This is a genomic window from Staphylococcus sp. 11262D007BW, from assembly GCF_053547815.1.
In genome coordinates this window covers 388,736-414,757 of sequence record NZ_JBPWPJ010000001.1, presented here as the reverse complement: position 1 = coordinate 414,757, position 26,022 = coordinate 388,736, and the positions used below count along the sequence as shown (strand labels likewise).

26 protein-coding genes are annotated in these 26,022 nt (G+C 35.1%); 13 read left to right on the top strand and 13 right to left on the bottom strand.

Features of this window, described 5'->3' with window-relative positions; genetic code table 11:
* Positions 1-117: 117 nt before the first annotated feature.
* The 3 genes from ACEE93_RS02130 (at position 118) to ACEE93_RS02120 (ending at position 4,088) form a co-directional block, all read left to right on the top strand.
* Entirely contained in the window at positions 118-1,320 is a 1,203-nt protein-coding gene (locus ACEE93_RS02130; protein ID WP_449154704.1) for an argininosuccinate synthase, read from the top strand.
* The gene (argH, locus tag ACEE93_RS02125; RefSeq protein WP_449154703.1) at positions 1,313-2,698 is read left to right on the top strand and encodes an argininosuccinate lyase; all 1,386 of its coding nucleotides are present in this window, start codon (positions 1,313-1,315) and stop codon (positions 2,696-2,698) included. The genes ACEE93_RS02130 and argH overlap by 8 nt, the downstream gene beginning before the upstream one ends.
* 448 nt (positions 2,699-3,146) lie before the next feature.
* The gene (locus ACEE93_RS02120; RefSeq protein ID WP_449154702.1) at positions 3,147-4,088 is read left to right on the top strand and encodes a glycerophosphodiester phosphodiesterase; all 942 of its coding nucleotides are present in this window, start codon (positions 3,147-3,149) and stop codon (positions 4,086-4,088) included.
* Between the two features lie 123 nt (positions 4,089-4,211).
* Here the strand turns inward: ACEE93_RS02120 and ACEE93_RS02115 are convergent, their stop codons facing one another.
* The 3 genes from ACEE93_RS02115 to pruA all read right to left on the bottom strand — a co-directional run bounded on the left by ACEE93_RS02115 (position 4,212) and on the right by pruA (position 8,929).
* A complete protein-coding gene (locus ACEE93_RS02115) occupies positions 4,212-5,456 on the bottom strand; it encodes a Glu/Leu/Phe/Val family dehydrogenase (RefSeq protein ID WP_449154701.1) in 1,245 nt (414 codons plus the stop codon).
* A 105-nt stretch (positions 5,457-5,561) separates the two neighbouring features.
* Positions 5,562-6,761 carry an ornithine--oxo-acid transaminase gene (locus ACEE93_RS02110; RefSeq protein ID WP_449154700.1) on the bottom strand — a complete coding sequence of 400 codons (1,200 nt, stop codon included), beginning with the start codon at positions 6,759-6,761 and terminating at the stop codon, positions 5,562-5,564.
* 623 nt (positions 6,762-7,384) lie between these two features.
* Positions 7,385-8,929: an L-glutamate gamma-semialdehyde dehydrogenase gene (pruA, locus tag ACEE93_RS02105; protein ID WP_449154699.1), complete on the bottom strand. Its 1,545-nt coding sequence runs from the start codon at positions 8,927-8,929 to the stop codon at positions 7,385-7,387.
* Between the two features lie 415 nt (positions 8,930-9,344).
* Between pruA and ygs the strand changes: the two genes are divergently transcribed.
* Positions 9,345-9,734: a S1 domain-containing post-transcriptional regulator Ygs gene (gene ygs / locus ACEE93_RS02100; RefSeq protein WP_449154698.1), complete on the top strand. Its 390-nt coding sequence runs from the start codon at positions 9,345-9,347 to the stop codon at positions 9,732-9,734.
* A 67-nt stretch (positions 9,735-9,801) separates the two neighbouring features.
* On the opposite strand, the gene ACEE93_RS02095 is transcribed toward ygs, so the two are convergent.
* The 6 genes from ACEE93_RS02095 to ACEE93_RS02070 form a co-directional block, all read right to left on the bottom strand.
* Positions 9,802-10,071 carry an FmdB family zinc ribbon protein gene (locus tag ACEE93_RS02095; RefSeq protein WP_449156358.1) on the bottom strand — a complete coding sequence of 90 codons (270 nt, stop codon included), beginning with the start codon at positions 10,069-10,071 and terminating at the stop codon, positions 9,802-9,804.
* Positions 10,071-11,261, bottom strand: coding sequence for a formamidase (fmdA, locus tag ACEE93_RS02090; RefSeq protein WP_449154696.1), 1,191 nt, complete (start codon positions 11,259-11,261; stop codon positions 10,071-10,073). Before fmdA ends, ACEE93_RS02095 begins: the two co-directional genes overlap by 1 nt.
* A 146-nt stretch (positions 11,262-11,407) precedes the next feature.
* Positions 11,408-12,583, bottom strand: coding sequence for an MFS transporter (locus ACEE93_RS02085; protein WP_449154695.1), 1,176 nt, complete (start codon positions 12,581-12,583; stop codon positions 11,408-11,410).
* Positions 12,576-13,043 carry a MarR family winged helix-turn-helix transcriptional regulator gene (locus ACEE93_RS02080; RefSeq protein ID WP_449154694.1) on the bottom strand — a complete coding sequence of 156 codons (468 nt, stop codon included), beginning with the start codon at positions 13,041-13,043 and terminating at the stop codon, positions 12,576-12,578. The genes ACEE93_RS02085 and ACEE93_RS02080 overlap by 8 nt, the downstream gene beginning before the upstream one ends.
* Positions 13,044-13,221: 178 nt before the next feature.
* On the bottom strand, positions 13,222-13,479 hold the full coding sequence (locus ACEE93_RS02075) for a DUF1871 family protein (RefSeq protein WP_449154693.1): 258 nt from the start codon (positions 13,477-13,479) through the stop codon (positions 13,222-13,224).
* 20 nt (positions 13,480-13,499) lie between these two features.
* Positions 13,500-14,093, bottom strand: a complete 594-nt coding sequence (locus ACEE93_RS02070) for a peptidylprolyl isomerase (protein ID WP_449154692.1) — start codon at positions 14,091-14,093, stop codon at positions 13,500-13,502.
* Between the two features lie 71 nt (positions 14,094-14,164).
* Between ACEE93_RS02070 and kapB the strand changes: the two genes are divergently transcribed.
* From kapB to ACEE93_RS02025, 9 genes are all read left to right on the top strand, one after another.
* Positions 14,165-14,545, top strand: coding sequence for a sporulation phosphorelay system protein KapB (gene kapB / locus ACEE93_RS02065; RefSeq protein ID WP_449154691.1), 381 nt, complete (start codon positions 14,165-14,167; stop codon positions 14,543-14,545).
* A gap of 128 nt (positions 14,546-14,673) precedes the next feature.
* A complete protein-coding gene (locus tag ACEE93_RS02060; RefSeq protein WP_449154690.1) occupies positions 14,674-17,091 on the top strand; it encodes a Na+/H+ antiporter subunit A in 2,418 nt (805 codons plus the stop codon).
* On the top strand, positions 17,054-17,500 hold the full coding sequence (locus tag ACEE93_RS02055) for a Na(+)/H(+) antiporter subunit B (protein WP_449154689.1): 447 nt from the start codon (positions 17,054-17,056) through the stop codon (positions 17,498-17,500). The genes ACEE93_RS02060 and ACEE93_RS02055 overlap by 38 nt, the downstream gene beginning before the upstream one ends.
* The gene (mnhC1, locus tag ACEE93_RS02050) at positions 17,500-17,847 is read left to right on the top strand and encodes a Na+/H+ antiporter Mnh1 subunit C (protein WP_449154688.1); all 348 of its coding nucleotides are present in this window, start codon (positions 17,500-17,502) and stop codon (positions 17,845-17,847) included. Before ACEE93_RS02055 ends, mnhC1 begins: the two co-directional genes overlap by 1 nt.
* Positions 17,837-19,336 carry a Na+/H+ antiporter subunit D gene (locus ACEE93_RS02045; RefSeq protein WP_449154824.1) on the top strand — a complete coding sequence of 500 codons (1,500 nt, stop codon included), beginning with the start codon at positions 17,837-17,839 and terminating at the stop codon, positions 19,334-19,336. The genes mnhC1 and ACEE93_RS02045 overlap by 11 nt, the downstream gene beginning before the upstream one ends.
* A 1-nt stretch (position 19,337) precedes the next feature.
* Positions 19,338-19,820, top strand: coding sequence for a Na+/H+ antiporter subunit E (locus ACEE93_RS02040; protein ID WP_449154687.1), 483 nt, complete (start codon positions 19,338-19,340; stop codon positions 19,818-19,820).
* Positions 19,817-20,110 carry a Na(+)/H(+) antiporter subunit F1 gene (locus tag ACEE93_RS02035; RefSeq protein WP_449154686.1) on the top strand — a complete coding sequence of 98 codons (294 nt, stop codon included), beginning with the start codon at positions 19,817-19,819 and terminating at the stop codon, positions 20,108-20,110. The genes ACEE93_RS02040 and ACEE93_RS02035 overlap by 4 nt, the downstream gene beginning before the upstream one ends.
* The gene (locus ACEE93_RS02030; protein WP_449154685.1) at positions 20,088-20,444 is read left to right on the top strand and encodes a Na+/H+ antiporter subunit G1; all 357 of its coding nucleotides are present in this window, start codon (positions 20,088-20,090) and stop codon (positions 20,442-20,444) included. Before ACEE93_RS02035 ends, ACEE93_RS02030 begins: the two co-directional genes overlap by 23 nt.
* Positions 20,445-20,515: 71 nt before the next feature.
* Entirely contained in the window at positions 20,516-20,950 is a 435-nt protein-coding gene (locus ACEE93_RS02025) for a GNAT family N-acetyltransferase (RefSeq protein ID WP_449154684.1), read from the top strand.
* Between the two features lie 45 nt (positions 20,951-20,995).
* Here the strand turns inward: ACEE93_RS02025 and ACEE93_RS02020 are convergent, their stop codons facing one another.
* From ACEE93_RS02020 to ACEE93_RS02005, 4 genes are all read right to left on the bottom strand, one after another.
* Positions 20,996-21,373: a PaaI family thioesterase gene (locus ACEE93_RS02020; RefSeq protein ID WP_449154683.1), complete on the bottom strand. Its 378-nt coding sequence runs from the start codon at positions 21,371-21,373 to the stop codon at positions 20,996-20,998.
* 26 nt (positions 21,374-21,399) lie between these two features.
* On the bottom strand, positions 21,400-22,713 hold the full coding sequence (locus ACEE93_RS02015; RefSeq protein WP_449154682.1) for a Na+/H+ antiporter family protein: 1,314 nt from the start codon (positions 22,711-22,713) through the stop codon (positions 21,400-21,402).
* A gap of 280 nt (positions 22,714-22,993) precedes the next feature.
* The gene (locus ACEE93_RS02010; RefSeq protein ID WP_449154681.1) at positions 22,994-24,469 is read right to left on the bottom strand and encodes a M17 family metallopeptidase; all 1,476 of its coding nucleotides are present in this window, start codon (positions 24,467-24,469) and stop codon (positions 22,994-22,996) included.
* An 84-nt stretch (positions 24,470-24,553) separates the two neighbouring features.
* Entirely contained in the window at positions 24,554-25,759 is a 1,206-nt protein-coding gene (locus ACEE93_RS02005; RefSeq protein ID WP_449154680.1) for an NAD(P)/FAD-dependent oxidoreductase, read from the bottom strand.
* Between the last annotated feature and the right edge of the window lie 263 nt (positions 25,760-26,022).

Genomic DNA, 26,022 nt, shown 5'->3' with positions numbered 1-26,022 from the left:
TTATAGTAGAGATATCTTAAAAATAAATGACCACACATTCAAAGCATTTTTGATGTACGAAACAGGTCTATTTGTATAAAATAATAGCGTAAAATTTAAATAGAGGTGACGTAAAAGATGAAGGAAAAAGTAGTTTTAGCATATTCAGGTGGATTAGATACAAGTGTAGCTGTTCAATGGCTTATCGAACAAGGTTATGACGTCATTGCTTGTTGCTTAGACGTAGGTGAAGGTAAAGATCTTGATGTTGTTTATCAAAAAGCATTAGACATGGGTGCTGTTGAATCTCACGTTATCGACGCAACAGAAGAATTCGCAAATGATTACGTTGGTTATGCCATCAAATCAAACTTAAAATACGAAGGTGTATACCCACTCGTATCAGCATTATCTCGTCCATTAATTTCTAAAAAACTTGTAGAAATTGCACACAAAACAAATGCTTCAGCCATCGCACATGGTTGTACAGGTAAAGGGAACGACCAAGTTCGTTTCGAGGTTGCTATTAAAGCATTAGACCCAGAATTAAAAGTGATTGCACCTGTTAGAGAATGGGGTTGGAGTCGTGAAGAAGAGATTGATTATGCCAAAAAACATAATATCCCTGTTTCTATCGGCAAAGAATCACCTTATTCTATCGACCAAAACTTATGGGGTCGCAGTAACGAATGTGGTATTTTAGAAGATCCGTATGCTGCACCACCAGCTGATGCCTTTGACTTAACAAATGAATTAGAAGATACACCAGACACACCAGATGAAATCATCCTATCATTTGAACAAGGTATTCCTACACAAATTGATGGTAAAGCATATAAATTAGACGATTTAATTTTATATCTTAATGACTTAGCAGGAAAACATGGTATTGGTAGAATCGACCACATTGAAAACAGATTAGTAGGTATCAAATCAAGAGAAGTTTATGAAACACCAGGTGCAGAAGTTATTTTAAATGCACATCAAAGTTTAGAAACAATTACGTTAACTAAAGATGTTGCACACTTTAAACCAGTTGTTGAAAAACAATTTTCTGAACAAGTTTATAACGGTTTATGGTTCTCACCTTTAACAGATGCGCTTAAATCATTTATTGATCAAACACAAAAATATGTTACTGGTGACGTACGTGTTAAATTATTTAAAGGTCATGCAACAGTTAATGGTAGAAAATCAGACTACACACTATACAACGAAAAATTAGCAACGTATACAAAAGAAGATGCGTTCAATCAAGAATCAGCGGTAGGCTTTATTGATATTTATGGTTTACCAACACAAGTGAACTCAATGTTACATGGGGGTTATGCGGATGAGTAAAAAAGCATGGGGTGGTCGTTTTGAAGATCAACCAGAAGCTTGGGTAGATGCGTTTAATGCATCTATCCACTTTGATCAACAATTAATTGATGAAGATATTACAGGTAGTATCGCACATGCGACTATGTTAAAAAATCAAGGCATTATTCAAAATGATGAATGTGAACAAATCATCGACGGTCTTAAATCAATTCAAAAAGATTTTCATAACAATCAAATTGAACTTCAAGAATCATTAGAAGACATTCACCTTAATATTGAACATGAACTGATTCAACGTATTGGTACAGTCGGTGGTAAATTGCATACAGGTCGCAGCCGAAATGACCAAATCGCAACAGATATGCATCTGTATACTAAAAAAGAAGTTCAATCCATCATTGAGAGTATTCAATCATTTCAACATACAATTGTTGAAATTGCCAAACAACACATCGAAACGATCATGCCAGGCTATACACATCTGCAACGTGCACAGCCCATCTCTTTTGCCCATCATATTATGACTTATTTTTGGATGCTAGAAAGAGATAAGTCACGTTTTCAAGATGCACTCAAACGTATTGATATTTCTCCACTTGGTGCAGCGGCATTAAGTGGTACAACTTACCCTATCGATCGTCAAGAAACCCAACAACTTCTTGGATTTAATGACCTTTATGAAAATAGTTTAGACGCTGTTAGTGATCGAGATTATATCGTGGAAACATTAAACAATATTAATTTATGTATGATTCATTTATCTCGTTTTGCTGAAGAAATTATTTTTTGGTCATCTGAAGAAGCGCAGTTTATTACTTTATCTGATGCATTCTCTACAGGCTCATCCATTATGCCACAGAAAAAGAATCCTGACATGGCAGAATTGATTCGTGGTAAAGTAGGCCGTACAACAGGTCATTTAACTAGTATGTTGATGACATTAAAAGGTCTCCCTCTTGCATACAATAAAGATATGCAAGAAGACAAAGAAGGCTTATTTGATGCGATTCATACTATCAAAGGTTCTCTACGTATTTTTGAAGGTATGGTCAAAACGATGACTGTTAATACTGAGCGTCTACAAAGTACCGTTAGAGAAGACTTTTCAAATGCAACTGAATTAGCAGATTATCTTGTAGGTAAAGGCATTCCATTCCGAGATGCACACGAAATTGTAGGTAAAGTAGTGCTTTGGGCCATTCAACACGATCAATATTTACTTGATGTGCCACTTGAGGTATATCAATCTTATAACGCTTCTATCGAGGAAGATATTTATCACTTTTTACAGCCAGACGAAGCTGTAAGACGTCGTCAAAGTTACGGTTCAACAGGACAACAAGCCGTACAACATCAAATTCAACGTGCTGAAACACTTTTAAATCAATCATCTTAACACGAAACTACGTGAGGCTAGCGTTAATCGAGGTTGGGACAAAAGCGTCCAGGATTTGAGCAGAAGCGAACGAAGTAAAGAACGACTTCGTTTAGTTAGTCGTTCTTACAAATGTGTCAAAGCACATTTGATCATTTACAATACGTCAAATTTTGGCGAATCGTGAACTTTCTGCCGAAAATCCTGCTTTTGGGACACCGTTAATCGGTTTACTAATGTATGTAAATCCAACGCTCAGCCTCCGTAGTTTTTTTATACTTATTAGTCCACGATTTCATTACTTCCCTTAAAATGACATTAAATCTTTACAAATCATACTTTTCCTTAAAATAATAGTATGATTTTCAAATTATCTTTAATTACATTAAGAAATCATTAAACCCATTGCATATTTCTGATCATTTCGATAATTTAACAATGAATACTATTCATTTTTGGAGGGAATAACATGAATCGATATACTAAAATATTATTATCTACAGGTTTAGCTACTCTACTTATTCCAAGTGCAGTGGGGTTAGTTTCAACTGACGTACAAGCAGCCTCACCAAGTGCCCAACAAGCGCTTGCGACACCTTTATCACCTAGCGCAAATAATGTATTAAATCAACCTCACGTTAATATTGGGCATCGCGGTGCAAGTGGTTACGCTCCGGAACATACTTTCCAATCATATGACAAAAGTTTATATGAAATGAATGCGGATTATTTAGAAATTGATTTACATATGACGAAAGATGGGCATCTTGTCGCAATGCATGATGAAACAGTAGATCGTACAACCAATGGTACAGGTCGTGTAGAAGACTATACACTTGATGAATTAAAACAATTAGATGCTGGTAGTTGGTTTAACGAAGAAAATCCAGAGATGCAAAACGCTGAATATAAAGGCGCAACAGTTCCAACTTTAGATGAAATTTTCCAGCGTTATGGCACAGATGCTAATTATTATATTGAAACGAAATCACCGGATACATATCCAGGTATGGAAGAAAAATTATTAGATAAACTACATCAATACGGTTTAGATAAGAAGAAAGATTTGAAAAATGGCAAGGTGGTCATTCAATCTTTCTCACAAGAGAGCTTAACTAAAGTACATAATATGAATGCTGGTATTCCACTTATTCAATTAATTGATAAAGGAGAATTAGCACAATATACTGATGACGAATTACGTAACGTCCAACAATATGCAGTAGGTGTGGGCCCTGATTATACTGATTTAAATGCAGAAAACACGCAACATTTACGTGACTTTGACCTATATATTCATCCATTTACAGTCAATGATGAGGCGTCTATGAAACAACTCAATGACTATGGTGTGACTGGCGTCTTTACTAATTATCCAGATTTATACGACAAAGTTAAAAATAATGGTTAATCTTATTATGAGAGGTTGCAAGACTGATTAGTGGTGCCCCAACCTCTTATCACTCATATCTCAACAAAAAAGGCACTAAGCAAATAATGCTTAGTGCCTTTTTATTGATAATGCAGTTTGGTCTTATGCCCAACCACGATAACGTGCTGCTTCTGCTGTACGTTTAATACCAACGATATAAGCTGCAAGACGCATATCAATTTTACGATTTTGAGATAAATTATAAATCGTATCGAATGCTGTGATTAATTTTTCACGTAATTTTTCGTTTACTTCTTCTTCTGACCAGTAATAACCTGTGTTGTTTTGTACCCATTCGAAGTAAGATACTGTAACCCCACCAGCACTTGCTAATACGTCTGGTACAAGTAATACATCATTTTCAGTTAAGATTTTTGTTGCTTCAGGTGTTGTTGGACCATTTGCCGCTTCCACAACAATCTCAGCTTTAATATTAGCCGCATTGTCACCTGTAATTTGGTTAGCAATAGCTGCTGGTACTAAAATATCACAATCTAATTCGAATAATTCTTTATTTGAAATTGTTTCTTCAAAAAGATTTGTTACTGTACCAAAGCTATCACGACGGTCTAATAAATAATCAATATCTAAACCTTCTGGATCGTGTAATGCACCGTAAGCATCAGAAATACCTACAATTTTAGCACCTTTGTCATATAAGAATTTCGCTAAGAAACTACCAGCATTACCAAATCCTTGGATAACAATTCTTGAACCTTCAATTGTTTTACCGCGACGTTTTGCCGCTTCTTCAATTGCAATAACAACACCAAGTGCTGTTGAACGGTCACGACCTTGTGAACCACCAAGTACAATTGGTTTACCTGTAATAAATCCTGGAGAGTTGAATTCGTCCATTTGACTATATTCATCCATCATCCAAGCCATAATTTGAGAGTTTGTAAATACGTCTGGTGCTGGAATGTCTTTTGTTGGTCCCACGATTTGTGAAATCGCACGTACGTATCCACGTGATAAACGTTCAACCTCATGAATACTCATTTGACGTGGGTCACAGACAATACCACCTTTACCACCACCGTATGGTAAGTCAACGATACCGCATTTTAAAGTCATCCACATTGATAATGCTTTAACTTCTTCTTCGTCAACATCTGGGTGGAAACGTACCCCACCTTTTGTTGGTCCCACAGCGTCATTGTGTTGTGCACGATAACCTGTGAAAGTTTGGACAGTACCATCATCCATACGTACTGGAATACGTACTGTTAAAAATCTTAATGGTTCTTTGACAAGATCATACATCCCATCGTCAAACCCTAATTTATGCATTGCCTCTTTAATAATACCTTGTGTTGATGTCACTAGATTATTTTTTTCAGCCATGATCGATTTCGCCTCTTTTTCCTACTTTGTTTTCGCTTACATTCGTATTGTAACATAAGCCAATGTTTTTTAAAGACCTTTTGTTTCTAAGGATATAGAAGAGTTTTACGCTTGTGAAAACACTTTCTTCACTTTGTCGATTGCATAGTCTAATTCTTCTTTTGTAATGACAAGTGGTGGTGCGAATCGAATCACTGTATCATGGGTTTCTTTACATAAAATGCCTTCTTCTTTAAGTTTTTCACAGTATGGTCTTGCACTTTCGTGTAATTCCACGCCGATGAATAAACCACGTCCACGCACTTCTTTAATAGCAGGGTGATCAATTTCAAGTAACGCCTTTTTAAAGTAATCCCCTAACTCTAAAGAGCGACCTGGTAAATCTTCATCAACAATAACGTCTAAAGCGGCAATTGAAGCTGCACATGCTAATGGGTTACCACCAAATGTTGAGCCGTGAGAACCAGGTGTAAATACATCTAATACTTCTTTATCAGCTAATACCACTGAAATTGGGAACACACCGCCACCTAGTGCTTTACCTAAAATATAAACATCAGGTTTTACGTCATCCCAATCTGTTGCGAATAATTTACCTGTACGTCCTAAACCAGCTTGAATTTCATCTGCAATAAATAAAACATTATGTTTATCACATAATTCACGGACTTTTTTCAAGTAACCTTCAGGTGGAATATTGATACCTGCTTCCCCTTGGATCGGTTCAATTAATACAGCTGCTGTATTTTCATTAATGGCTTCTTCTAATGCTTTTTCATCACCAAATGGTACATTTTGGAAACCTTCTAATAACGGGCCATAGCCACGTTGATATTCTTTTTCTGATGATAAAGAAACTGGTGCCATTGTACGACCATGGAAGTTACCCACCATCGCTACAATTTCTGCTTCGTTTGGTTTAATACCTTTAACATCATATGCCCAACGACGTGCTGCTTTTAATGCAGTTTCTACTGCTTCAGCACCTGTATTCATTGGTAATGCTTTTTCTTTACCTGATAACTTACAAATTTTTTCATACCAAGCGCCTAAGTTATCACTATGGAAAGCACGTGAAACAAGCGTCACTTTATCCGCTTGATCTTTTAATGCTTGAATGACTTTTGGATGTCTATGACCTTGGTTAACTGCAGAATACGCTGCTAACATATCCATATATTTATTGCCTTCAGGGTCTTTTACCCATACACCTTCTGCTTCTGAGATTACAATTGGTAACGGTAAATAGTTATGCGCACCATAATGATTAGTTAGTTCGATAATTTCTTCTGATTTATTAGCCATTCTATCTCCCCTTTTTTTAAATAATTTTATAATCCATTAACATATGAAAATAGGGTAAAATCACAACATTTATGGATTGAGACAAAGATGTTTAGGATTCACGTGTTCTCAACGCTTAACGAATCGTGAAATTTTTATATTTAAGACACCATTAATCGATGACCTAACATATTCCTTATCAATGTCCAAAACCCATGTTGTTTATTGTTTACCCTATTATCCATTAAAGTCACATGTTGTTTATCAACATTTTATCCTTTATCCATCTATTGTGCATTGATGTGGACTAAATTTCTGAACGCTTTCTTCCACACTTTCTAATCCGGTTCTGCACTGCAAAACTCTCAACAAAATGAGACACTTCACTAAAACCAAAGATCGGTTTGAGTTCAGCGCTCGATTTTGCGCTTAAATAAAGGTTCGCCTGCTCGTTATCACTCGCATGCATAACGTGCACTAACTCACTATGTTCGAAGTGCGCGTAAGCGCCCACACTTTTTTATAATCCGGCTCCAGAAAGCTGTCCCCTCAACAAAAAGCCCAGGGCGCATAAATTTGGAAAGCAATTTCTGCTTCCTGGGCGATTTTGCTCGGGGCCAAAACGCTTTCTTTCGCACTTTTTCTTATAAGTGTTCTGAGACTGTTCTACCTTGCATGTGTAGTACTAGGTAGTCTGGGCCACCTGCTTTTGAGTCTGTTCCTGACATTTTGAAGCCACCAAATGGTTGGTAACCTACGACTGCGCCTGTGCATCCACGGTTAAAGTATAAGTTACCGACCATGAAGTCACGACGTGCTTGTTCTAATTTCATACGGTTATTTGAAATAACAGCACCTGTTAAGCCATATTCTGTTTCATTTGCAACTTTAATCGCTTCATCAAAGTCTTTTACTTTTGTGAAACCGACAACTGGTCCGAAGATCTCTTCTTGCATAATGCGTGAATTTGAATCTAAGTCAGCAAAGACTGTAGGGTGAACAAAGTTACCAGTTTCTTCATCAGTCTTACCACCAGCAACTAAGCGACCTTCTTCTTTACCAATTTCGATATAGTTTTTAATTTTATCTAAAGATTTTTGGTCAATGACCGGTCCAACATAAGTATCAGGATCAGCTGCATTACCAACTTTAATTTTCTCAGCTTCTGCTTTAACACGATCAACTAACTCATCATAAATGTCTTGGTGTGCAATGACACGAGAGCATGCTGAACATTTTTGACCTGAGAAACCAAATGCTGAATAGACAATTGCATCAGTTGCAATTTGTAAGTCAGCTTCATTATCAACAACAATCGCGTCTTTACCACCCATTTCAGCAATTACACGTTTAATGTGGTTTTGACCTTCTTGAATGACCGCTGCTTTTTGAATGATTTCTTTACCAACGTTTTTAGAACCTGTAAATGAAATTAATCCAACATCTTTATTTTCGATTAAGAAGTCCCCAATTTCGCTTGATGAACCTGGAATCCAGTTAACAACCCCTTTTGGTAAACCAGCTTCTTCTAGTACTTCCATAAATTTATATGAAATAATTGGTGTGTTAGATGATGGTTTTAATAATACTGTATTACCTGTTACGACTGGTGCTGCTGTTGTACCTGCCATAATGGCATAAGCAAAGTTCCAAGGTGAAATAACTACACTTACGCCGACTGGTAAATAATCGAATTGATTGTACTCTCCTGGACGACTATTAACATGCTTACCATCTTTAAGCTCTAACATTTGACGTCCATAATATTCCATAAAGTCAATCGCTTCAGCTGTGTCAGCGTCAGCTTCTTTCCAAGGTTTTCCGCCTTCTTTTGATAATAATGCAGAAAACTCATGTTTACGTTTACGAGTAAGTGCTGCTGCACGGAATAAAATATTCGCTCTTACTTTCGGATCAACCGTTCTCCAAGTTTTAAACGCTTCTTTTGCTGCTTCTAACGCTTTTTCAGCATGCTCTTTTGAAGCTTTTGAAACGTAACCAATTGTTTCTTCACGATTAGATGGGTTATATACGCGTGTCTTATCATCAGTATAAACGCGTTCCCCACCAATGATTAATGGATATTCTTGACCTAATTCGCTTTCTACCTTTTCTAAAGCGCGAAAATAAGCTTCTCTATTCTCCTCTTTCGTAAAATCAGTAAATGGTTCATGTCTATATGGAATCATTCAAAATCCTCCCCTTGTTTAATTTGAAAAACGCTTACTTGTATCATGACACATTTAGAAACAAAATGTAAAAGATTTCACTGCTTTTTACAGAATTATCACAAATTTCTTTCTAAAAGAATGAGGTCAAGACATCCTTCAATGAAAATACTTGTTATATTATCATAAAGGGCTTGTCCTAACATTCTCACTGAAGCGCTTTCATTTACTAGCATTATAGCGCTATTTGGGTTAATTTTGCAAGTATTGAGATAACATTTAATTTTTTTACATCTAACCTGTTTGACTCCTTATTCTCACGAGCTCTAACATTGAAGTGATGAAATTTTTCATGATTCTCGGTTGTATAGTTAGGATATTCGCATAATGTATGCTATTATAAAATTGTTCAAATTAATTCAATAAGGGGTTATGAATGTTGAAGAAACAATATTTTGTTGGTCAACATATTAAAGTGCGTGTGACTGGTATTCAACCCTACGGCGCTTTCGTCGAGACCCCTGACAATACTGAAGGACTTATTCATATATCTGAAATTATGGATGATTATGTACATAATTTAAAAAAGTTTTTATCTCCTGGACAGACAGTAAAAGCCAAAATTATTTCAATCGATAAGGAAGGTAAACTGAACCTATCATTGAAAGATAATGACTACTTTAAAAATTATGAACGTAAAAAGGAAAAGCGTTCAGTATTGGACGAAATTAAAGAAAATGAAAAATACGGGTTTCAAACGTTAAAAGAACGCTTGCCAATGTGGGTGAAACAGTCAAAAAAGCGGATGAAATATGAGTCAGAATAACGCATTAATAGACCAATTCATGAACGTTCATGAATTGGTCTATTTTTGTGCTTATCTCGTCTTTTATTTAATGATCAACCATCCACGGACGTGTAGCAGACGGTCGTGATGGTTTTTGTTGTTTTGGTAAATTTTCGCGTTTTACAACCCGTGGTGTTTGACCTTTTTCAATTCTTTTTTTAACACGTGAATCTAATTGATACGTTTGAAATGCGACAAATACACGTTTAGCATCGCGCTCACAAGATGGACAAGGGGCTGTTTCATGTTGTTCAGACATACGCTGTCTAAGTGTAAATGGTCCGCATTGTTCACACTCATATGTGTAGTTCGGCATTAATCTTCATCCATATCAGGTAATACACCTGTGTTAAAGATTTCTTTTGGTAATGCAATCGTACAGCAAGCATTTGGTACATCCACAATACCTGCTACCGTACCTTGTACAGGTGCTGAACCAAGTAACATATATGCTTGTTCACCTGTAAATCCACGTGTTTTTAAGAATTCAATCGCATTTAAGCATGCATTGCGATAAGCTGTATTAGCATCTAAGTATGTTTGTTTACCTGAAAATTCATTTACTGAAATACCTTCAAATACAATGTAATCTGAATAATTTGGAAGTACTGGACTTGGATTAAATGCTGGATTCTTTTTAATTTGATATTTTTCCATACCATTTTTAATAACATTCACTCTTAAATCAATCCATCCTGGCATTTCAATACCACCACAGAATGTGATTTCACCATCCCCTTGTGAAAAGTGAATGTCACCCACTGATAATTTTGCGCCATCTACATAAACTGGGAAGTAGATCTTAGAACCTTTAGATAAGTTTTTAATATCGCAATTACCTCCATTTTCACGCGGAGGTACTGTACGCGCTCCCTCTTTAGCAACGCGATCAAAATCTTTACCTTTCAATGTTCCTAATACTGCTGCATCATCAGTAGGTAAGTTAGCAAGTGTTGGTTCACGATTAGGATCTGTATCATGTAATGCCTTTTCACGGCGGTTCCATTCCGCTAACATTTCATGTGACGGTGCAACGCCGATTAAACCCGGGTGAATCACGCCTGCAAATTCCACACCTGGCACATGACGACTTGTAGCATAAATACCATTAAAATCCCAAATTGACTTTTGTGCATCTGGATAATGATCTACTAAAAAGCTACCACCATTGGTTTTATCAAAAATACCATTAAAGCCCCATTCGTGTTCTGGAAATGCCCCGATGTCTAAAATATCTACAACTAATAAATCACCAGGTTCCACACCATTTACATGTACGGGACCGCTCAATACGTGAACGCGGTTCAAATTAACATGTTTAATGTCACTTGGATCATCATTATTTGAGATTTGGCCATCTGTCCAATCTAAGCATTCCATTCGAAATGATTCCCCTGGATCAACTGAGAATGCTGCTGGAATATCTGGATGCCATCGGTTATGTCCTGGATGAGCTTGTTGGTCCATTTTCTTTGATAAATCCACACTGAATAATTTTTTTGGCATAATAAATCCCCCTTTTTGTTTAGAACAGAATCCTCTGTCTTTCAATACATATTACCCTAAAAATTATTAATGACACTTGTATATATAGATTTTCAAAATTTCCGTTAAATTCTACTTAAATAATAAGCTAATTAAAAATGAAACATTTATTCTTTCGTATTCATAGCGATATTAAACAATTCTGTTCTAGTGTAGATAAATATTAAGATTAGGATTAGAGAAGTTAATATAAAGTAAAAAGGAATAAATATTGGAACTATTACTCCAATAAATATTGCTCCAATTGTCATACCCATGTATCTTATAAAATTAAAAACACCTAACACTTTCCCCTTTATACTTTCAAATCGTTGAGATATTAAAGTTGATAATAATGCAGGAGTAATTCCAACAAAAATACCTAGTATAAAAATCATTACTGACAAAACAATTAAATTTAAAGTATTAAATAAACCAAACAATAAAATAACTATAGATAAGCCACCTAAAGAGAATTTAAGTATTGTAGTACCCTCATACTTTTTTGAAATTCTTTTATAAATCATACTTCCTAATATAACGCTAACAGTTATTGGCAAAAATAGTATCCCTATAATTCCCTCGTTTATATCATATACATTCTTTAACAATATAGGTAAATAAACGAGTACCGAAAAATAAGCGAAAAAGACTATAAATCCTGATGTTACTAAAGTTATAAATACTTTATCAGTTAAATATTTTTCATTTACTTTTTGAGTTAAGGTATCTATACCCTTCTCTACATTAGGAAGCCGAAAGTAGGAAACATTTAAAAATAATATAATTGATATTATAAGTAATAAGATAAAAATTCCAGTATAACCCCATTCCCCCCCTATACTACTACCTAATATTGGTGCTATTGCTGGAGCACATGATAAAAATATCTGGTAATTTGCCATGGCGGATGCTCTACTATTACCCTGATTCAATTTAGCCAACAAAGTTAATGTGACAAGCGGGATAATGCCACAACCAATAGCTTGTATCAACCTTGATATTGCAAAAACAACAAAATTATTAGTTATAGCACAAATAAAACTTGATAGAATGACAATTCCTATTCCTACTAAAAGCATTTTCTTAGAATCTCTAGAATCTATACTTTTACCTAATACAATTTGCATGATGGCAACTATAAATATAAAACCGCCAACCGTAAAATTAACCCAAAATATTGGCACTTGAAAATCATCTTGTAGCTTAGGAATAATAGGTGTATATATATTTTGTATTAGAGACGCAAAGAATGCTAAAAATCCTAATACATATAATTTGAGATTAGTATTAACATTACTCATCTGAATCAATCACATCTTTTTTTAACTGATTAATACTTCTACTTAAAAACTCACTAATTGTTTCTAACTCATCATCATCAAATACTTTTAATACTTCTTCATATTTTCTTACTGCTTTTTTATGCAAGTCATCATGTATAACAGATAATTTTTCACCTTTTGTAGTTAATTCATAATAAACCTCTCTTTTATTGTGTTCATAATTCTTCTCTACTAATAAATTTTTATTTATCAATTTTTTAATAGATTTAGTAATAGCTGGTTTAGATAATTTTAATTCTTCTGAAAGAAACTTATTATTAACATTCTCATTTTTATCGATTAATTCTAAAATATGAAATTGAGTTAATGATAAATCAAGATTTTCTTTTTCTTTTCTATATTGTCTTCTCTTATCAGCATTTTCTCTTTCTATAATGAATTGTTGTAACAGCAATATAACTTTATTTTGTTTATTCATTTTAGTCCTCCCTATTGTTAACTGGTTAACATTATTATTATACAATCCCTTTTTATTGTCAAACCTCATCTAAATTACAAAACTATCCTAAGTTTATAATTTTTCCTGTAATTTATTTTCATCGCCTATAAAAAAAGCGGTAAAGTACTCTATTTTTAAGTACTTTACCGCTTCAAATTTATAGTTTACATTCTGTTTGTAATTGCACTGCTTGATGCGCTTGTGCTAAACAGTCATCGTAAGGAATTGAAGTTTCGAATGAAAATTGAAATATGTCTTGAAATGCTTTAGCAATTTCTTGAGGTTCCCCTAATTGATGAACCGCATCCATCATATCATAAACTTCTGCATCACCTAACGATGGGTCATCAAATTGCATAGGATTCCATGATGACAATTGTTGATACAAACGAATATTCAAATCATTATTAGCCATACAATTCTCCTATTTAGACATTAGTCTTCGATATCAATTGATTCAATAACAACATCATAAACGGGTTTGTCTTGTGGTCCCACTTTAACATTAGCAATATCTTCAAGTGTGTCTTCACCTTCAATTAATTGACCGAATACTGTATGTTTTTGGTCAAGCCAAGGTGTACCGCCACGTTCACGATATGCTTCTGCAATTTCTTTTGGCCAACCGCCATCTTCAAGCTGATCAAGCATTTGACCAGGTAATTCTTTCATTTGTACAATAAAGAATTGTGATCCATTTGTGCCAGGGCCGGCATTAGCCATTGATAAGGCACCATATAAATTGAAAGCATTCATAGAAAATTCATCTTCAAATGGGTGACCATAAATACTTTCACCACCCATACCGCTTGCTGTTGGATCACCGCCTTGAATCATAAAATCATTGATTACACGGTGAAATGTCACGCCATTATAGTAGCCTTGTTTAGAAAGTTCTACAAAGTTTTTAACTGTTTTTGGCGCGATATCTGGAAATAATTTTAATGTCATATCACCTTTATTTGTATGCATTGTTGCTTTAATTTCATTTTCTTGAATTTCTTTTGTTAATTGTGGATAGTTTGTCATGTTATAACTCCATTCGTGATAAACTTAATGATATGACTATTTTAACATATTTATGAAAGGATGGAATTATCATGCTTTATCGTTTTGCACATAAAACAGGCGTATATGCCGTAGAAATCGTAGAAGAAACGGATGATCAAGTTTTAGTGAAAGTGTTACAAGTAATCAAACACCCTAAACAAGGTGACCTCCATAACCCTAACGAGGTGGAAGGTGTGTTCTTTCACGAACGTAAAGCACTCAGTTTATATGAAAAACGCTATACACCTAAAAGTCGCTTAAAACCTTTTGAAGAAGCCCAAGAGGACTATGTTGTTTCTTTACAAAATGCTATTACTCAATTAGAAACTCAATTAAAAGCATCATCTACACCATACGCCGAAGCTTCTCTACAATGTTTAAACAATTTAAAAGAGGATTATACGCGACAATATAAATATGAATTTCATTAAATTTGGACGGCTTTCTTCATATTTAACTGTCCTAAAAATGAAGGTAAAACATGACGCTTGCCCGTTTTCCAGAACATTCATATTCATGTATAATGATATTATCGGAGTTTTTTAAAGGAGGACAAGCTATGAGTTGGTTACATATAGCGGTCATTTTACCGTTAATATTTTCAATACTACTCCCCATCTTGTATCGTTTTTATAAACGTATACATCTTGGCTGGTTTGTATTACCGATTCCAGTAGTATTGTTAATATATTTTACAACTTATATAGGCCCTATAATGTCCGGTCAAGATACAAAACAATCTTTTGCATGGATGCCACAAATTGGCATGAATTTTGATTTGTATGTTGATGGATTAGGGTTATTATTCGCTCTGTTAATTACAGGTATCGGAAGTTTAGTCGTTTTATATTCTATTAGTTATTTAAGTCATGAAGAACAATTAGGGAATTTTTATTGTTACCTATTAATTTTTATGAGCGCCATGTTAGGTGTTGTACTTTCTGACAATTTACTTGTTTTATATTTCTTTTGGGAATTAACATCGTTCTCAAGTTTCTTATTAATTTCCTTTTGGCGTCATAAAGAGAAATCAATATATGGTGCATTAAAATCTATGATGATTACCGTTTTTGGTGGTTTATCCATTTTAGGTGGTTTCATCTTACTTCATATTGCATCCGATAGTTGGAGTATTCAAACAATCATCGACAAAGTAAGCACTGTACAGTCATCACCGCTCTTTATTTTTGCAATGATATTAATTATTGTTGGCGCGATGACAAAATCTGCGCAATTTCCATTTTACATATGGTTACCAGATGCAATGGAAGCACCAACACCAGTCAGTGCGTATCTACACTCTGCCACAATGGTTAAAGCAGGGATTTATCTTATCGCACGTATGACACCAATTTTTGCGGTGTCTCAAGGTTGGATATGGACCGTTACTTTATTTGGATTAATTACATTGTTCTGGGCATCACTGAATGCGACAAAACAAACGGATTTAAAAGGTATTCTCGCCTTTTCAACCGTGTCTCAACTTGGAATGATTATGTCTATGCTTGGTATTGGTGCCGTAAGCTATCATTTCCAAGGTAGTGATAGTCAGTTATATGTTGCAGCGTTCACAGCAGCAATGTTCCATTTAATTAACCATGCTTCCTTTAAAGGGGCACTCTTTATGATTACCGGAGCAGTAGACCATGAGACTGGTACTCGAGATATTAAAAAATTAGGTGGCTTAATGACCATTATGCCAATCTCGTTTACATTATCAATCGTTACTGCGTTAAGTATGGCAGGTATTCCGCCATTTAACGGTTTCCTTTCTAAAGAAGCCTTTTTAGAATCAATGATTGAAGTGACTCATGCGCCGCTATTTAGCTTAGATACATTGGGTATTTTATTCCCAATTATTGCAATTGTAGGTAGTATATTTACATTCGTATATTCACTTAAATTTATTTACGAAATCTTTTTTGGGGAGCACAAACCAGATGCTTTACCTAATAAAGCACATGAAGCCCCATTTTTAATGAATATACCACCTATTATTTTAGCGATTATCGTAGTGGTACTTGGTTTATTCCCAGGATTGGTTTCAGGACCACTCGTTGAACCAGCAGCGCGCGCCATTTCAGGTGAAACTGCTATCGAAGCAGAATTCTCTTTATGGCATGGTGTGACACCAGCCTTTATCGCAACAATCACTATTTATATAATAGGTATCATTTTATTCTTTACAGCAAAACATTGGGTTGGCGTACTAAGACGGATTCCAGAAGTGTTAACACTGAATTATTGGTATAACCAAACTGGGCGTTATTCACCTTATTATGCTACTCAAATTACACGTACGTACATGACAGGCTATAATCGTAACAATCTTGTGATTATATTCTTTATGATGATTTTACTGACCGCAGTAACACTCATCTTTGTACCATTTACGATTGATTTAGAAAATGTCTCACCTGTTCGTACTTACGAAGCCATTTCTGTTATTACCATAACAATTGCAGCAGTGGTTATTCTCTTTGCACGTTCAAGATTGTTCAGCATTATCATGTTAAGTGCAGTCGGTTATTCAATGGCAATCTTCTTTATATTCTTTAATGCACCTGACTTAGCATTAACACAATTTGTTGTTGAAACCATTTCTACTGCATTGTTTTTACTGTGTTTTTATCACTTACCAAACATCAGTCGTTACAACGAAAGTATCACACATAAAGTTGGTAATATCATCATTTCGATTGGTGTCGGTTTAGTGGTTATCGTATTAGGTCTAATCGGCTACGGTAATCGTCATTTCGACTCAATCAGTGCATTCTATAAAGAACACGTTTATGATTTAGCTGAAGGTAAAAATATGGTTAACGTTATTCTCGTAGACTTCCGTGGTACCGATACATTATTCGAATCATCTGTATTAGGTATTGCTGGTATGGGTATTTACACACTCATTAAATTACGTGCCAAACATAAAAATGGTTATGAAAGGGTTGAGAAAGTTGAACAGACAGAAAAATGATTTAATCGCACAGTATTCTTCAGTCATTATCTTTTTCTTAATAATGATGTTCGGTTTCTCACTCTTTTTAGCCGGACATTACACACCTGGGGGCGGCTTTATTGGTGGTTTACTCGTTTCAAGTGCGCTCGTTATTATCGCAGTTGCATTTGACGTGAAAACATTAACTAAAGTTTTTCCATGGGATTTTAAAAAGCTGATTGCTTTAGGCCTTACATTTTGTGTAGGCGCGCCGATGTTAAGTTGGTTTTATGATAAAAACTTCTTTACACATCGTTCATTTGAAATCCCCCTCCCCTTCTTAGAACCAATGCATTTACACACTGCGGTTCTATTTGATACGGGTGTATTATTTGTCGTTGTAGGCACTGTTTTGACAATTATCTTAACGATTGGAGAGAATAAATAATGGAAATATTATTGATTGTCGTATGTGGCATCTTGACCTCCATTAGTGTTTATCTCATTCTGTCCAAGAGTTTGATTCGCATTATTATTGGTACAACATTATTGTCACATGCCGCAAACTTATTCATGTTAACGATGGGTGGCCTTAAAAATGGTAACGTGCCTATTTATGTTGAAGGTGTTACCAATTACGTCGATCCCATTCCACAAGCATTAATTTTAACTGCGATTGTTATTTCTTTCGCAGTCACAGCCTTTTTCTTAGTACTTGCATTCAGAAGCTACAAAGAATTAGGTACCGACAACGTAGAACGTATGAAGGGAGTGCCACAAGATGATGATGAATGAAAACTTAATCATTATGGTATTAGTTGTACCGGTAATCACAGCCATTTTACTCATCTTTAGTGGTTTACGTCCTTATATCAAACGTTTTATCGCATTAACCGGAACAATCATTACATTGATTTTTGCAATCATTAATTTAGTAAATGTTTGGCGACTCGGTCATCCCCTTACCTTAGAACTCGGTTCTTGGGATGCACCTTACAGTATTGTATTTGTCGTCGATTTATTCAGTGCATTACTCGTTACGACGAGTGTCATTATTACACTATTGATTATTTTATTTTCGTACCAGTCGATCGGTTTACATCGTGAAACCTACTATTACTACTTCACTGTCATGTTTATGTTGACAGGTATTAATGGTGCGTTTATTACAGGCGATATTTTTAACCTGTTCGTATTCTTTGAAGTTTTCTTAATGGCTTCTTACGGTTTAATGGTTATTGGCGGGACGAAAATTCAACTTCAAGAAAGTGTAAAATACTTACTCGTCAATGTAGTATCTTCTGCCTTTTTCGTAATGGGTGTCGGAATTTTGTATTCTGTCGTCGGCACTTTAAATATGGCAGATATCAGTAAAAAATTAGATATTCTTGGTAATGAACATCCTGGACTTATTAGTGTTGTCTTTATTTTATTCATCTTTGTATTTGCAACTAAAGCAGGTGCCTTCCCAATGTATGTATGGTTGCCAGGTGCTTATTATGCACCCCCATTTGCGATCATTGCATTTTTTGGGGCATTACTTACAAAAGTGGGTGTCTATGCGATTTTACGTACAATGAGTTTATTCTTTCACGATACACTCACATTTTCGCATTACACAATCTTAGCACTCGCTCTGTTAACCATCATCTTTGGTTCTATCGGAGCAATTGGCTATCGTGATACAAAACGGATCATTCTATATAATATTATGATTGCGGTTGGTGTCATTTTAGTCGGTGTCTCAATGATGAATGAAACAGGCGTCATTGGTGCGATTTACTATACGTTACATGACATGTTAATTAAAGCTGCATTATTCTTCTTAATTGGGATTATGTATAAAATCACTAAAACCACAGACCTTCGTAAGTTTGGTGGTTTAATCAATCATTATCCTGTATTAGGATGGACATTTTTTATCGCAGCGTTAAGTTTAGCTGGTATTCCACCGTTAAGTGGTTTTTACGGTAAGATGTACATTGTACAATCCGCATTTAGTGAAGGTTTCTATGTTAGCGGTATTATCGTATTAATATCTAGCTTAATTGTACTCTTTTCTGTGATTAAAATTTTCTTAAGCGGCTTTTTCGGCAAAAGTTATGGCTATGTTTATAACAGACGATTACATCATCGCGGTTTACTCGCAGTCGCTATTCTTTCTGTAGTCATTTCTGTTGCTTTTGGATTAGGTGCAGGTCAACTTTACCCAATCATTGAAGAAGCAGCGAAATCATTCTATCAACCAGATACTTACATCCAAAGCGTATTGGGGGTGAAATAATATGGCAGTACAAATTGTAATCAATATCTTTTTAGCAGTATTTTGGCTGTTTTTATCTGATAGTTATACGATGAATTCTTTCGTATTAGGTTACTTATTCGCAATGTTACTTGTCTTTTTAATGCGTAAAATTTTGCCTGGGCGCTTTTACGTCATTACATTATATAAAATCATTAAATTAATCATTGTATTCTTAGTAGAATTGATTAAAGCGAATATTGATGTATTGCGTATTATTCTTAATCCTCACATGAAAAACGAATCTGCTTTTTTCGTGTATCACACTGATTTAAATAATAAATGGCAAGTCGCATTATTATCTAACTTAATCACATTGACACCAGGAACAGTCGTTATTGGTGTTAATGATGATATGAAACGATTATATATTCACTGTTTAGACTTTTCGTCAAAAGAGGAAGAAGTAGAAAGTATTAAATCTTCACTAGAAAAAGCGGTTAGAGAAGTGGGTGAAAAATCATGAATTTAGATATTATAATCTTTATAGCTCTAATTATTGTAGTACTATCCATTCTCGCAATGCTTGTTCGTGCTATTATTGGTCCTAGTTTACCTGATCGCGTCGTCGCTTTAGATGCTATCGGTATTCAACTAATGGCCATTGTTGGCTTATTCTCAATTATTTTAGGTACACATTACATGATTGTAGCTATATTATTAATTGGAATTCTAGCCTTTTTAGGAACAGCTGTTTTCGCTAAATTTATGGATAAAGGTCAGGTGATTGAACATGACAGAAACCATAGTGATTAGTATTGGATTAATTCTAGTAATCATCGGCGCCTTATTTAGTGCATTAGCAGCAATTGGAATGTTACGTTTAGATGATGTTTATTCACGTGCCCATGCAGCAGGGAAAGCCTCAACACTTGGTACGATGTTATTACTCACAGGTACCTTCATCTATTTTATTGGTAAGGAAGGCTATGTGAACTTTCAATTATTAATAGGGATTGCTTTCATATTCTTAACTGGTCCATTATCAAGCCACCTTATCTTAAAGGCAGCTTATAACCTAAAAACGCCCGCTTCTAAACGAATGAAGTTAGATGAAGTCAAAGAAGATTTAGATAGCAAAAAATTATAATTATTCAAGCCGCAAAATCCAAATCAGTGATTTTGCGGCTTTTAAAATGAGATATTAAAGGAGATGAAATGATGACTCTTTCTAAAATACCACTTCAAACGAAAGATTATCCAAAGGCTTTAAACCTATGGGAAGCGTCTGTTATGGCTACACATGATTTTCTAAAAGAAAGCGATCGATTAGAATTAAAAAATGAGATACCCACTTATTTTAAATATGTAAAAGCTTTTTTATGGTTCGATGACAAAGACATCATCGGATTCTCAGGTACTAATGATAATCATTTAGAAATGTTGTTCATAGACCCTAAATATTTTCGAAAAGGATATGGCACGTCTATTCTTCAGTCACTTATTCAAGATGACACTATTCAATATGTGGATGTGAATAAAGACAATCATCGCGCACTTCAGTTTTATGTTAAAAACGGCTTTGAAGTATATGATGAATCTTCAAAAGATGGACAAGGACGTGATTATCCTATTTTACACCTTCAATTAAAATAATGGCTCTTCTAACCGAAGAGCCATTACGATTGTTTATTTATAATTTTATGAGTTAATCGCTTTTATCGCGATAGTTCCGCGCATCACACTAATTAACTGATCTTTTTCGTCTACTATACGAATCTCCCACACATGTGTCGTACGTCCTTGATGGATAATGGTTGCAATAGCATAAACCATACCATCGCGTGCAGACTTAATATGATTCGCGTTCATTTCTAAGCCCACTGGAATTTCCTGTGAAGTATCAACTAAATGACTAGAGCCAATCGAACAAGCCGTTTCTCCTAACGCCATTGTAGCACCGCCATGTAAATAGCCAAAAGGTTGTTTCACTTTATCAGTTACGGGCATTGACATTTTTAAATAACCATCACGTTGTTCAACTATTTTCATTTCTAGCAGTTCAACTAAATTTGTCACATCGCTTCCCCCCCTTTTACTAATCATTATAATATAAGTCCAGCAATTGTACCCATAATGATAAGAGGGATATTATAAAAGACAAAATTAGGTATACATGTATCTCGAATATGATCGTGTTGTCCATCCACATTTAAACCAGCTGTTGGCGCCAATGTAGAATCACTCGCTGGTGACCCTGAATCACCTAGCGCACTCGCTGTACCAATTAAAGCAATTAAGGCCATTGTACTCATTCCCATAAATTCACCAAACGGAATAAATAGCGCAGCAATAATTGGAATAGTGGCAAATGACGAACCGATACCTAATGTCACAATTAAACCAATGATATACATTAAAATAATACTAAATAATTTATTATCTCCTGCAATGGATGTTAGCCCTTGTACTAGGTTTTCGATATCACCCGTCTCATTCATCACACCAGCAAAACCATTGGCCGTTAAGATGACCACACCAATATAGGCCATAATTTTAATACCATCTATAAATTGGTCATCCAAGTTTCGCCAAGTGTATGCACCGGAAATGAAGAAAACAAGAACCCCTGCCAACGCACCAAATATCATTGAATCTGTCATTGTTTGAACAATAAACGTAGCTAATATAGCCACTAACGTTACAACTAAGACATAAGGTTTTAATTCAGTCGTTGTGGTTTTATCTGTCATTTGAATATCTTGATAACGTCTTGGTTTACGATAATAAATTATCGCAAGAATTAATCCAATGACATAACCTGAGGCTGGCACAAGCATTGCCTTCCATATATCATCGAATGCAATTGGATGATTTGCCTTATCAAACCCTTTTTGAATAATTTCTTGGAAGATATGTCCAAATCCAAAAGGTAATAATACATATGGAAAACATAAGCCAAAGCCAATAATTACCGCAATAAGACGGCGATCCATTTGAAGTTCATTAAATAAACTAATTAAAGGTGGGATAACAATCGGAATAAATGCAATATGTACAGGAATGACGTTTTGACTCATCATACTTAAAATTAATAAGCTGACAATAATCGTCACTTTTACTTTAATACGGGATGTTTTACTTTGTTCAGCACGTATTTTGTAGATAATCTGATTAACTAAATAATCAGTAATCCCACTATATGAAATCAGCGCTGCAAAGCCCCCTAATAACGCATAACTTAAGGCAACTTCCGAACCATCGACTATATTATCTGTAAAAATAGAAATCGTATCACTTAAAGATAAACCTGCCACGAGTCCGCCAACAAGCGCACTAATAAACAAACTAATAACAACATTTAAGCGACACAAACATAAAATAATCATCAGTACAACCGCAATAACAACTGCATTCATCCAATCGACTCCTTTAATACTCTACCAAACTAAAGTGTTATCGTTATACTAACAACTCTAACCACAAAAGTCAATAGGCACAAAAAAAGTGTGGAAGAAAGCGTTTTGGCCCCGAGCAAAATCGCCCAGGAAGCAGAAATTGCTTTCCAAATTTATGCGCCCTGGGCTTTTTGTTGAGGGGACAGCTTTCTGCAGCCGGATTAAACCCAAAAAACCAGACTTGAGAAAATAATGATACCTCAAGTCTAGTCTTCTACTTATTATGAAGTTTATAGTCCATTTATGATGAATAATGTTGAATAAACCATTCCACTATCGTTGGAATTAAATAACCTGTTGGACCTTTTGGACCTTTAAAAGAAGCTTTGTTCGTTGTCGCTGGGCCTGCAATATCAAAGTGTAAATGTGGCGTATTCCCACTAAAATGTGTAATAAATGCTGCTGCGAACGAAGCCTTACCTTGCGCATTAACATGATTGGTTAAATCTGCTACATCAGAGGATTTTACATTTCGACGTTCTGTCGCTGTAATTGGCAATTCAAACACTTGCTCATCTGTTTCTTCTGTTAAAGAGAGAATAGATTGTAGCGTAGCATGTTCAACATTTTTATTAAATACTGCTGCTTTATCTTCCCCTAAGGCTACAATCGCTGCGCCAGTTAACGTCGCAAAATCCATAATCATCGATGGTTTGAAAAGGTTGGCATAGTATGAAGCGTCACCTAATACTAAACGACCTTCCGCATCTGTATTTGGAACTTCAACAGAATCACCACTTAATGCAATAAAAACATCATCTGGTTTCATAGCATTATTCGCAATCATATTTTCAGCTGCGGCAATCACTGCTACTACATTCACTTTAAGACCTAACTCTTGAATAGCATCTACCATCCCAACTACATTTGCTGCGCCACACATATCGTATTTCATCGTTGGCATACCATTCTTAGATTTAATGGAATAGCCTCCTGAATCATAAGTAATCCCTTTACCCACAAGGGCAATCACTTCATCTTCATGACTTGGATCACCTTGATACGTTAATGTCATCAATCTAGGTGGATTAACCGATCCCTTACCTACTGCATGAATCAATCCGAAGCCTTCTTCTTGTAACATAACCTCATCTTTAACATCTACTGTAACGTTTGTATTTTGAAAATGCTCATCAACAGATTCACTAAAATAAGCTGGTGTCATTACATTAGGCGGTGTATTTCCTAAATCTCGAGCAAAATTTAACGCTCGCCCTATTGCTTTACCAGTCTCAAAAGCCTCCTGCATTTCGGTAGTCATTGTTTCATCAAATGTCATATCACATTGATACGGTGCTGTTTTATCTGAACGATATGAATCATATTGATAAATTGATTGGTAAGTTTGAAGCCCCATTGTTTTAAATATGGCATCCTCACTTACTGATTTCGCTAAAAAGGTATCCTGTTTAATATGAATATATGAAATAGGTTCTGCTTTTAAAAATTGAAAGAGTTTACCCCATATTTTTAAATAATCTTTCGTCGACAATTGATTGATATTTCCTAATCCAACAGTAACTACGCGTGTCTTAGTTTGATTCATTTCCATTACTGCTTGACTAATACGACCGAGGTGTGACGAAATCACATGCCACTGCTTTAGTTCATTTAATGCCTCATATAAAGCCGTGTCTTGCTTAATAGACTCAATATATTGTGATAAATGCTCTGGTATGCCCACAACGAGTACACGTTCATTTTTGTGATTAGACATCATTAACACTCCTTTTACTATAAAAATAACGGTCAGTGAATCATTCACCAACCGTTAAAAATGTTTCATTAAAATCTATTCGACTTATAAAAATTTACCTTTTTTGAATGCTAAGCCTACGCCACCGATTTTGAAGATTGCACGTGTATCGATAACGCGTTTCATGAATGCTGCTTTTTTACCAGTGATTTCACGGCCATATACTTCACCGATACCATCATGAGCACCTAATGAGCATACTGTACCACGGTCGATGTAATGGAAGTCCTCTGGTACTTCACCATCTAAGATATGTTTAATGTTTTTAGCAGTATGTTCACCTTGTTGCATTGCAATTTGTGCTGTTGTTGGTAATGGACGTTCTTCACCTTCAGGAATAAATGCTGAAACGTCACCAATAACGAAGATATCTTCGTAACCATCAATTGTTAAATCTTGGTTTGTAACAATACGGCCACGTTTTACGCCTTCAAATGATTTTTCCATTAATTCACTTCCGCGTACACCTGCAGCCCAGATTACTGTGTTTGCTTCAAGTTGTTCTTCTTTGTCGTTAATTTTAACAACAAATCCTTTTTCATTTGCAGCAACGATTGGTGTACCCACTTTAAATTCTACACCACGTTCTTCTAAGTAGCTCACTGCATGATTTACTAATTGATCAGAGAACATTGGTAACATTTTTGGCGCTGCTTCTACACAAGTAATTTTAACTTTGCTTCTTTCTACGCCATATTTATTAGCTAATTCAGGAATACGATCTGTTAATTCTCCTAATAATTCAATACCTGTGAATCCTGCGCCACCTACTAAGATAGCTAAGTCTTTATCGTCTTTATCTTTAGTTGCTGCGTAGTTTGCGAATTTGTCTTCAAGATGACGTGAAATGTTTCGAGCAGTATGTACGTTTTCAATTTGGAATGCATGATCTTTCATACCATCAATACCAAATGTTTCTGATTCAAATCCTAATGCAACAACTAAAATGTCAAAGTCAAATACGCCTTTTGTTGTTTCAACTTTTTTAGCGTTGCGATCGATTTTTGTTACTTCCGCACGTACAAAGTTTACATGACTTTTTAAGACACTTTCGATTGGATATAATAAATCTTCATAGCTGATTGTACCAGCTGAAGCTTCATGTAACCAAGTTGCTTCATAGTGATAATCATTTTTGTTCACTAACGTAATTTCTGCATCTTCTGCAGATAGTTGCTTTTGAAGTTTACTTACTGTTTGTAAACCTGCATATCCCGCACCTAAAACGAGTACTTTTTTACGTTCTGCCATTTGAATTCACCTATTCTTTCTTAAAATATTATTCTGCAATTCACTTTATATACTGTATACCCACATCATGTTTTGCCTACACAAATTAATAAAATACAGTCCTCTATTAGTTTATAGTTTTTCAACTATGAATTCAAGCGAATATAAGATTTCTTCCTAGATATTCTTATAAGCTTAAAGTCACTTGTCTCGCTTTTTATTCATACTAAACTATAAATTGAAAACGTTTTAATTATAAAGCATTTATAGTTATATTTCAAAAA

Bases quoted from the DNA above. Each gene is read 5' to 3' on its own strand.
- ACEE93_RS02130 (WP_449154704.1), top strand. From the start codon at position 118: ATGAAGGAAAAAGTAGTTTTAGCATATTCAGGTGGATTAGATACAAGT.
- argH (WP_449154703.1), top strand. From the start codon at position 1,313: ATGAGTAAAAAAGCATGGGGTGGTCGTTTTGAAGATCAACCAGAAGCT.
- ACEE93_RS02120 (WP_449154702.1), top strand. From the start codon at position 3,147: ATGAATCGATATACTAAAATATTATTATCTACAGGTTTAGCTACTCTA.
- ACEE93_RS02115 (WP_449154701.1), bottom strand. From the start codon at position 5,456: ATGGCTGAAAAAAATAATCTAGTGACATCAACACAAGGTATTATTAAA.
- ACEE93_RS02110 (WP_449154700.1), bottom strand. From the start codon at position 6,761: ATGGCTAATAAATCAGAAGAAATTATCGAACTAACTAATCATTATGGT.
- pruA (WP_449154699.1), bottom strand. From the start codon at position 8,929: ATGATTCCATATAGACATGAACCATTTACTGATTTTACGAAAGAGGAG.
- ygs (WP_449154698.1), top strand. From the start codon at position 9,345: ATGTTGAAGAAACAATATTTTGTTGGTCAACATATTAAAGTGCGTGTG.
- ACEE93_RS02095 (WP_449156358.1), bottom strand. From the start codon at position 10,071: ATGCCGAACTACACATATGAGTGTGAACAATGCGGACCATTTACACTT.
- fmdA (WP_449154696.1), bottom strand. From the start codon at position 11,261: ATGCCAAAAAAATTATTCAGTGTGGATTTATCAAAGAAAATGGACCAA.
- ACEE93_RS02085 (WP_449154695.1), bottom strand. From the start codon at position 12,583: ATGAGTAATGTTAATACTAATCTCAAATTATATGTATTAGGATTTTTA.
- ACEE93_RS02080 (WP_449154694.1), bottom strand. From the start codon at position 13,043: ATGAATAAACAAAATAAAGTTATATTGCTGTTACAACAATTCATTATA.
- ACEE93_RS02075 (WP_449154693.1), bottom strand. From the start codon at position 13,479: ATGGCTAATAATGATTTGAATATTCGTTTGTATCAACAATTGTCATCA.
- ACEE93_RS02070 (WP_449154692.1), bottom strand. From the start codon at position 14,093: ATGACAAACTATCCACAATTAACAAAAGAAATTCAAGAAAATGAAATT.
- kapB (WP_449154691.1), top strand. From the start codon at position 14,165: ATGCTTTATCGTTTTGCACATAAAACAGGCGTATATGCCGTAGAAATC.
- ACEE93_RS02060 (WP_449154690.1), top strand. From the start codon at position 14,674: ATGAGTTGGTTACATATAGCGGTCATTTTACCGTTAATATTTTCAATA.
- ACEE93_RS02055 (WP_449154689.1), top strand. From the start codon at position 17,054: ATGAAAGGGTTGAGAAAGTTGAACAGACAGAAAAATGATTTAATCGCA.
- mnhC1 (WP_449154688.1), top strand. From the start codon at position 17,500: ATGGAAATATTATTGATTGTCGTATGTGGCATCTTGACCTCCATTAGT.
- ACEE93_RS02045 (WP_449154824.1), top strand. From the start codon at position 17,837: ATGATGAATGAAAACTTAATCATTATGGTATTAGTTGTACCGGTAATC.
- ACEE93_RS02040 (WP_449154687.1), top strand. From the start codon at position 19,338: ATGGCAGTACAAATTGTAATCAATATCTTTTTAGCAGTATTTTGGCTG.
- ACEE93_RS02035 (WP_449154686.1), top strand. From the start codon at position 19,817: ATGAATTTAGATATTATAATCTTTATAGCTCTAATTATTGTAGTACTA.
- ACEE93_RS02030 (WP_449154685.1), top strand. From the start codon at position 20,088: ATGACAGAAACCATAGTGATTAGTATTGGATTAATTCTAGTAATCATC.
- ACEE93_RS02025 (WP_449154684.1), top strand. From the start codon at position 20,516: ATGACTCTTTCTAAAATACCACTTCAAACGAAAGATTATCCAAAGGCT.
- ACEE93_RS02015 (WP_449154682.1), bottom strand. From the start codon at position 22,713: ATGAATGCAGTTGTTATTGCGGTTGTACTGATGATTATTTTATGTTTG.
- ACEE93_RS02010 (WP_449154681.1), bottom strand. From the start codon at position 24,469: ATGTCTAATCACAAAAATGAACGTGTACTCGTTGTGGGCATACCAGAG.
- ACEE93_RS02005 (WP_449154680.1), bottom strand. From the start codon at position 25,759: ATGGCAGAACGTAAAAAAGTACTCGTTTTAGGTGCGGGATATGCAGGT.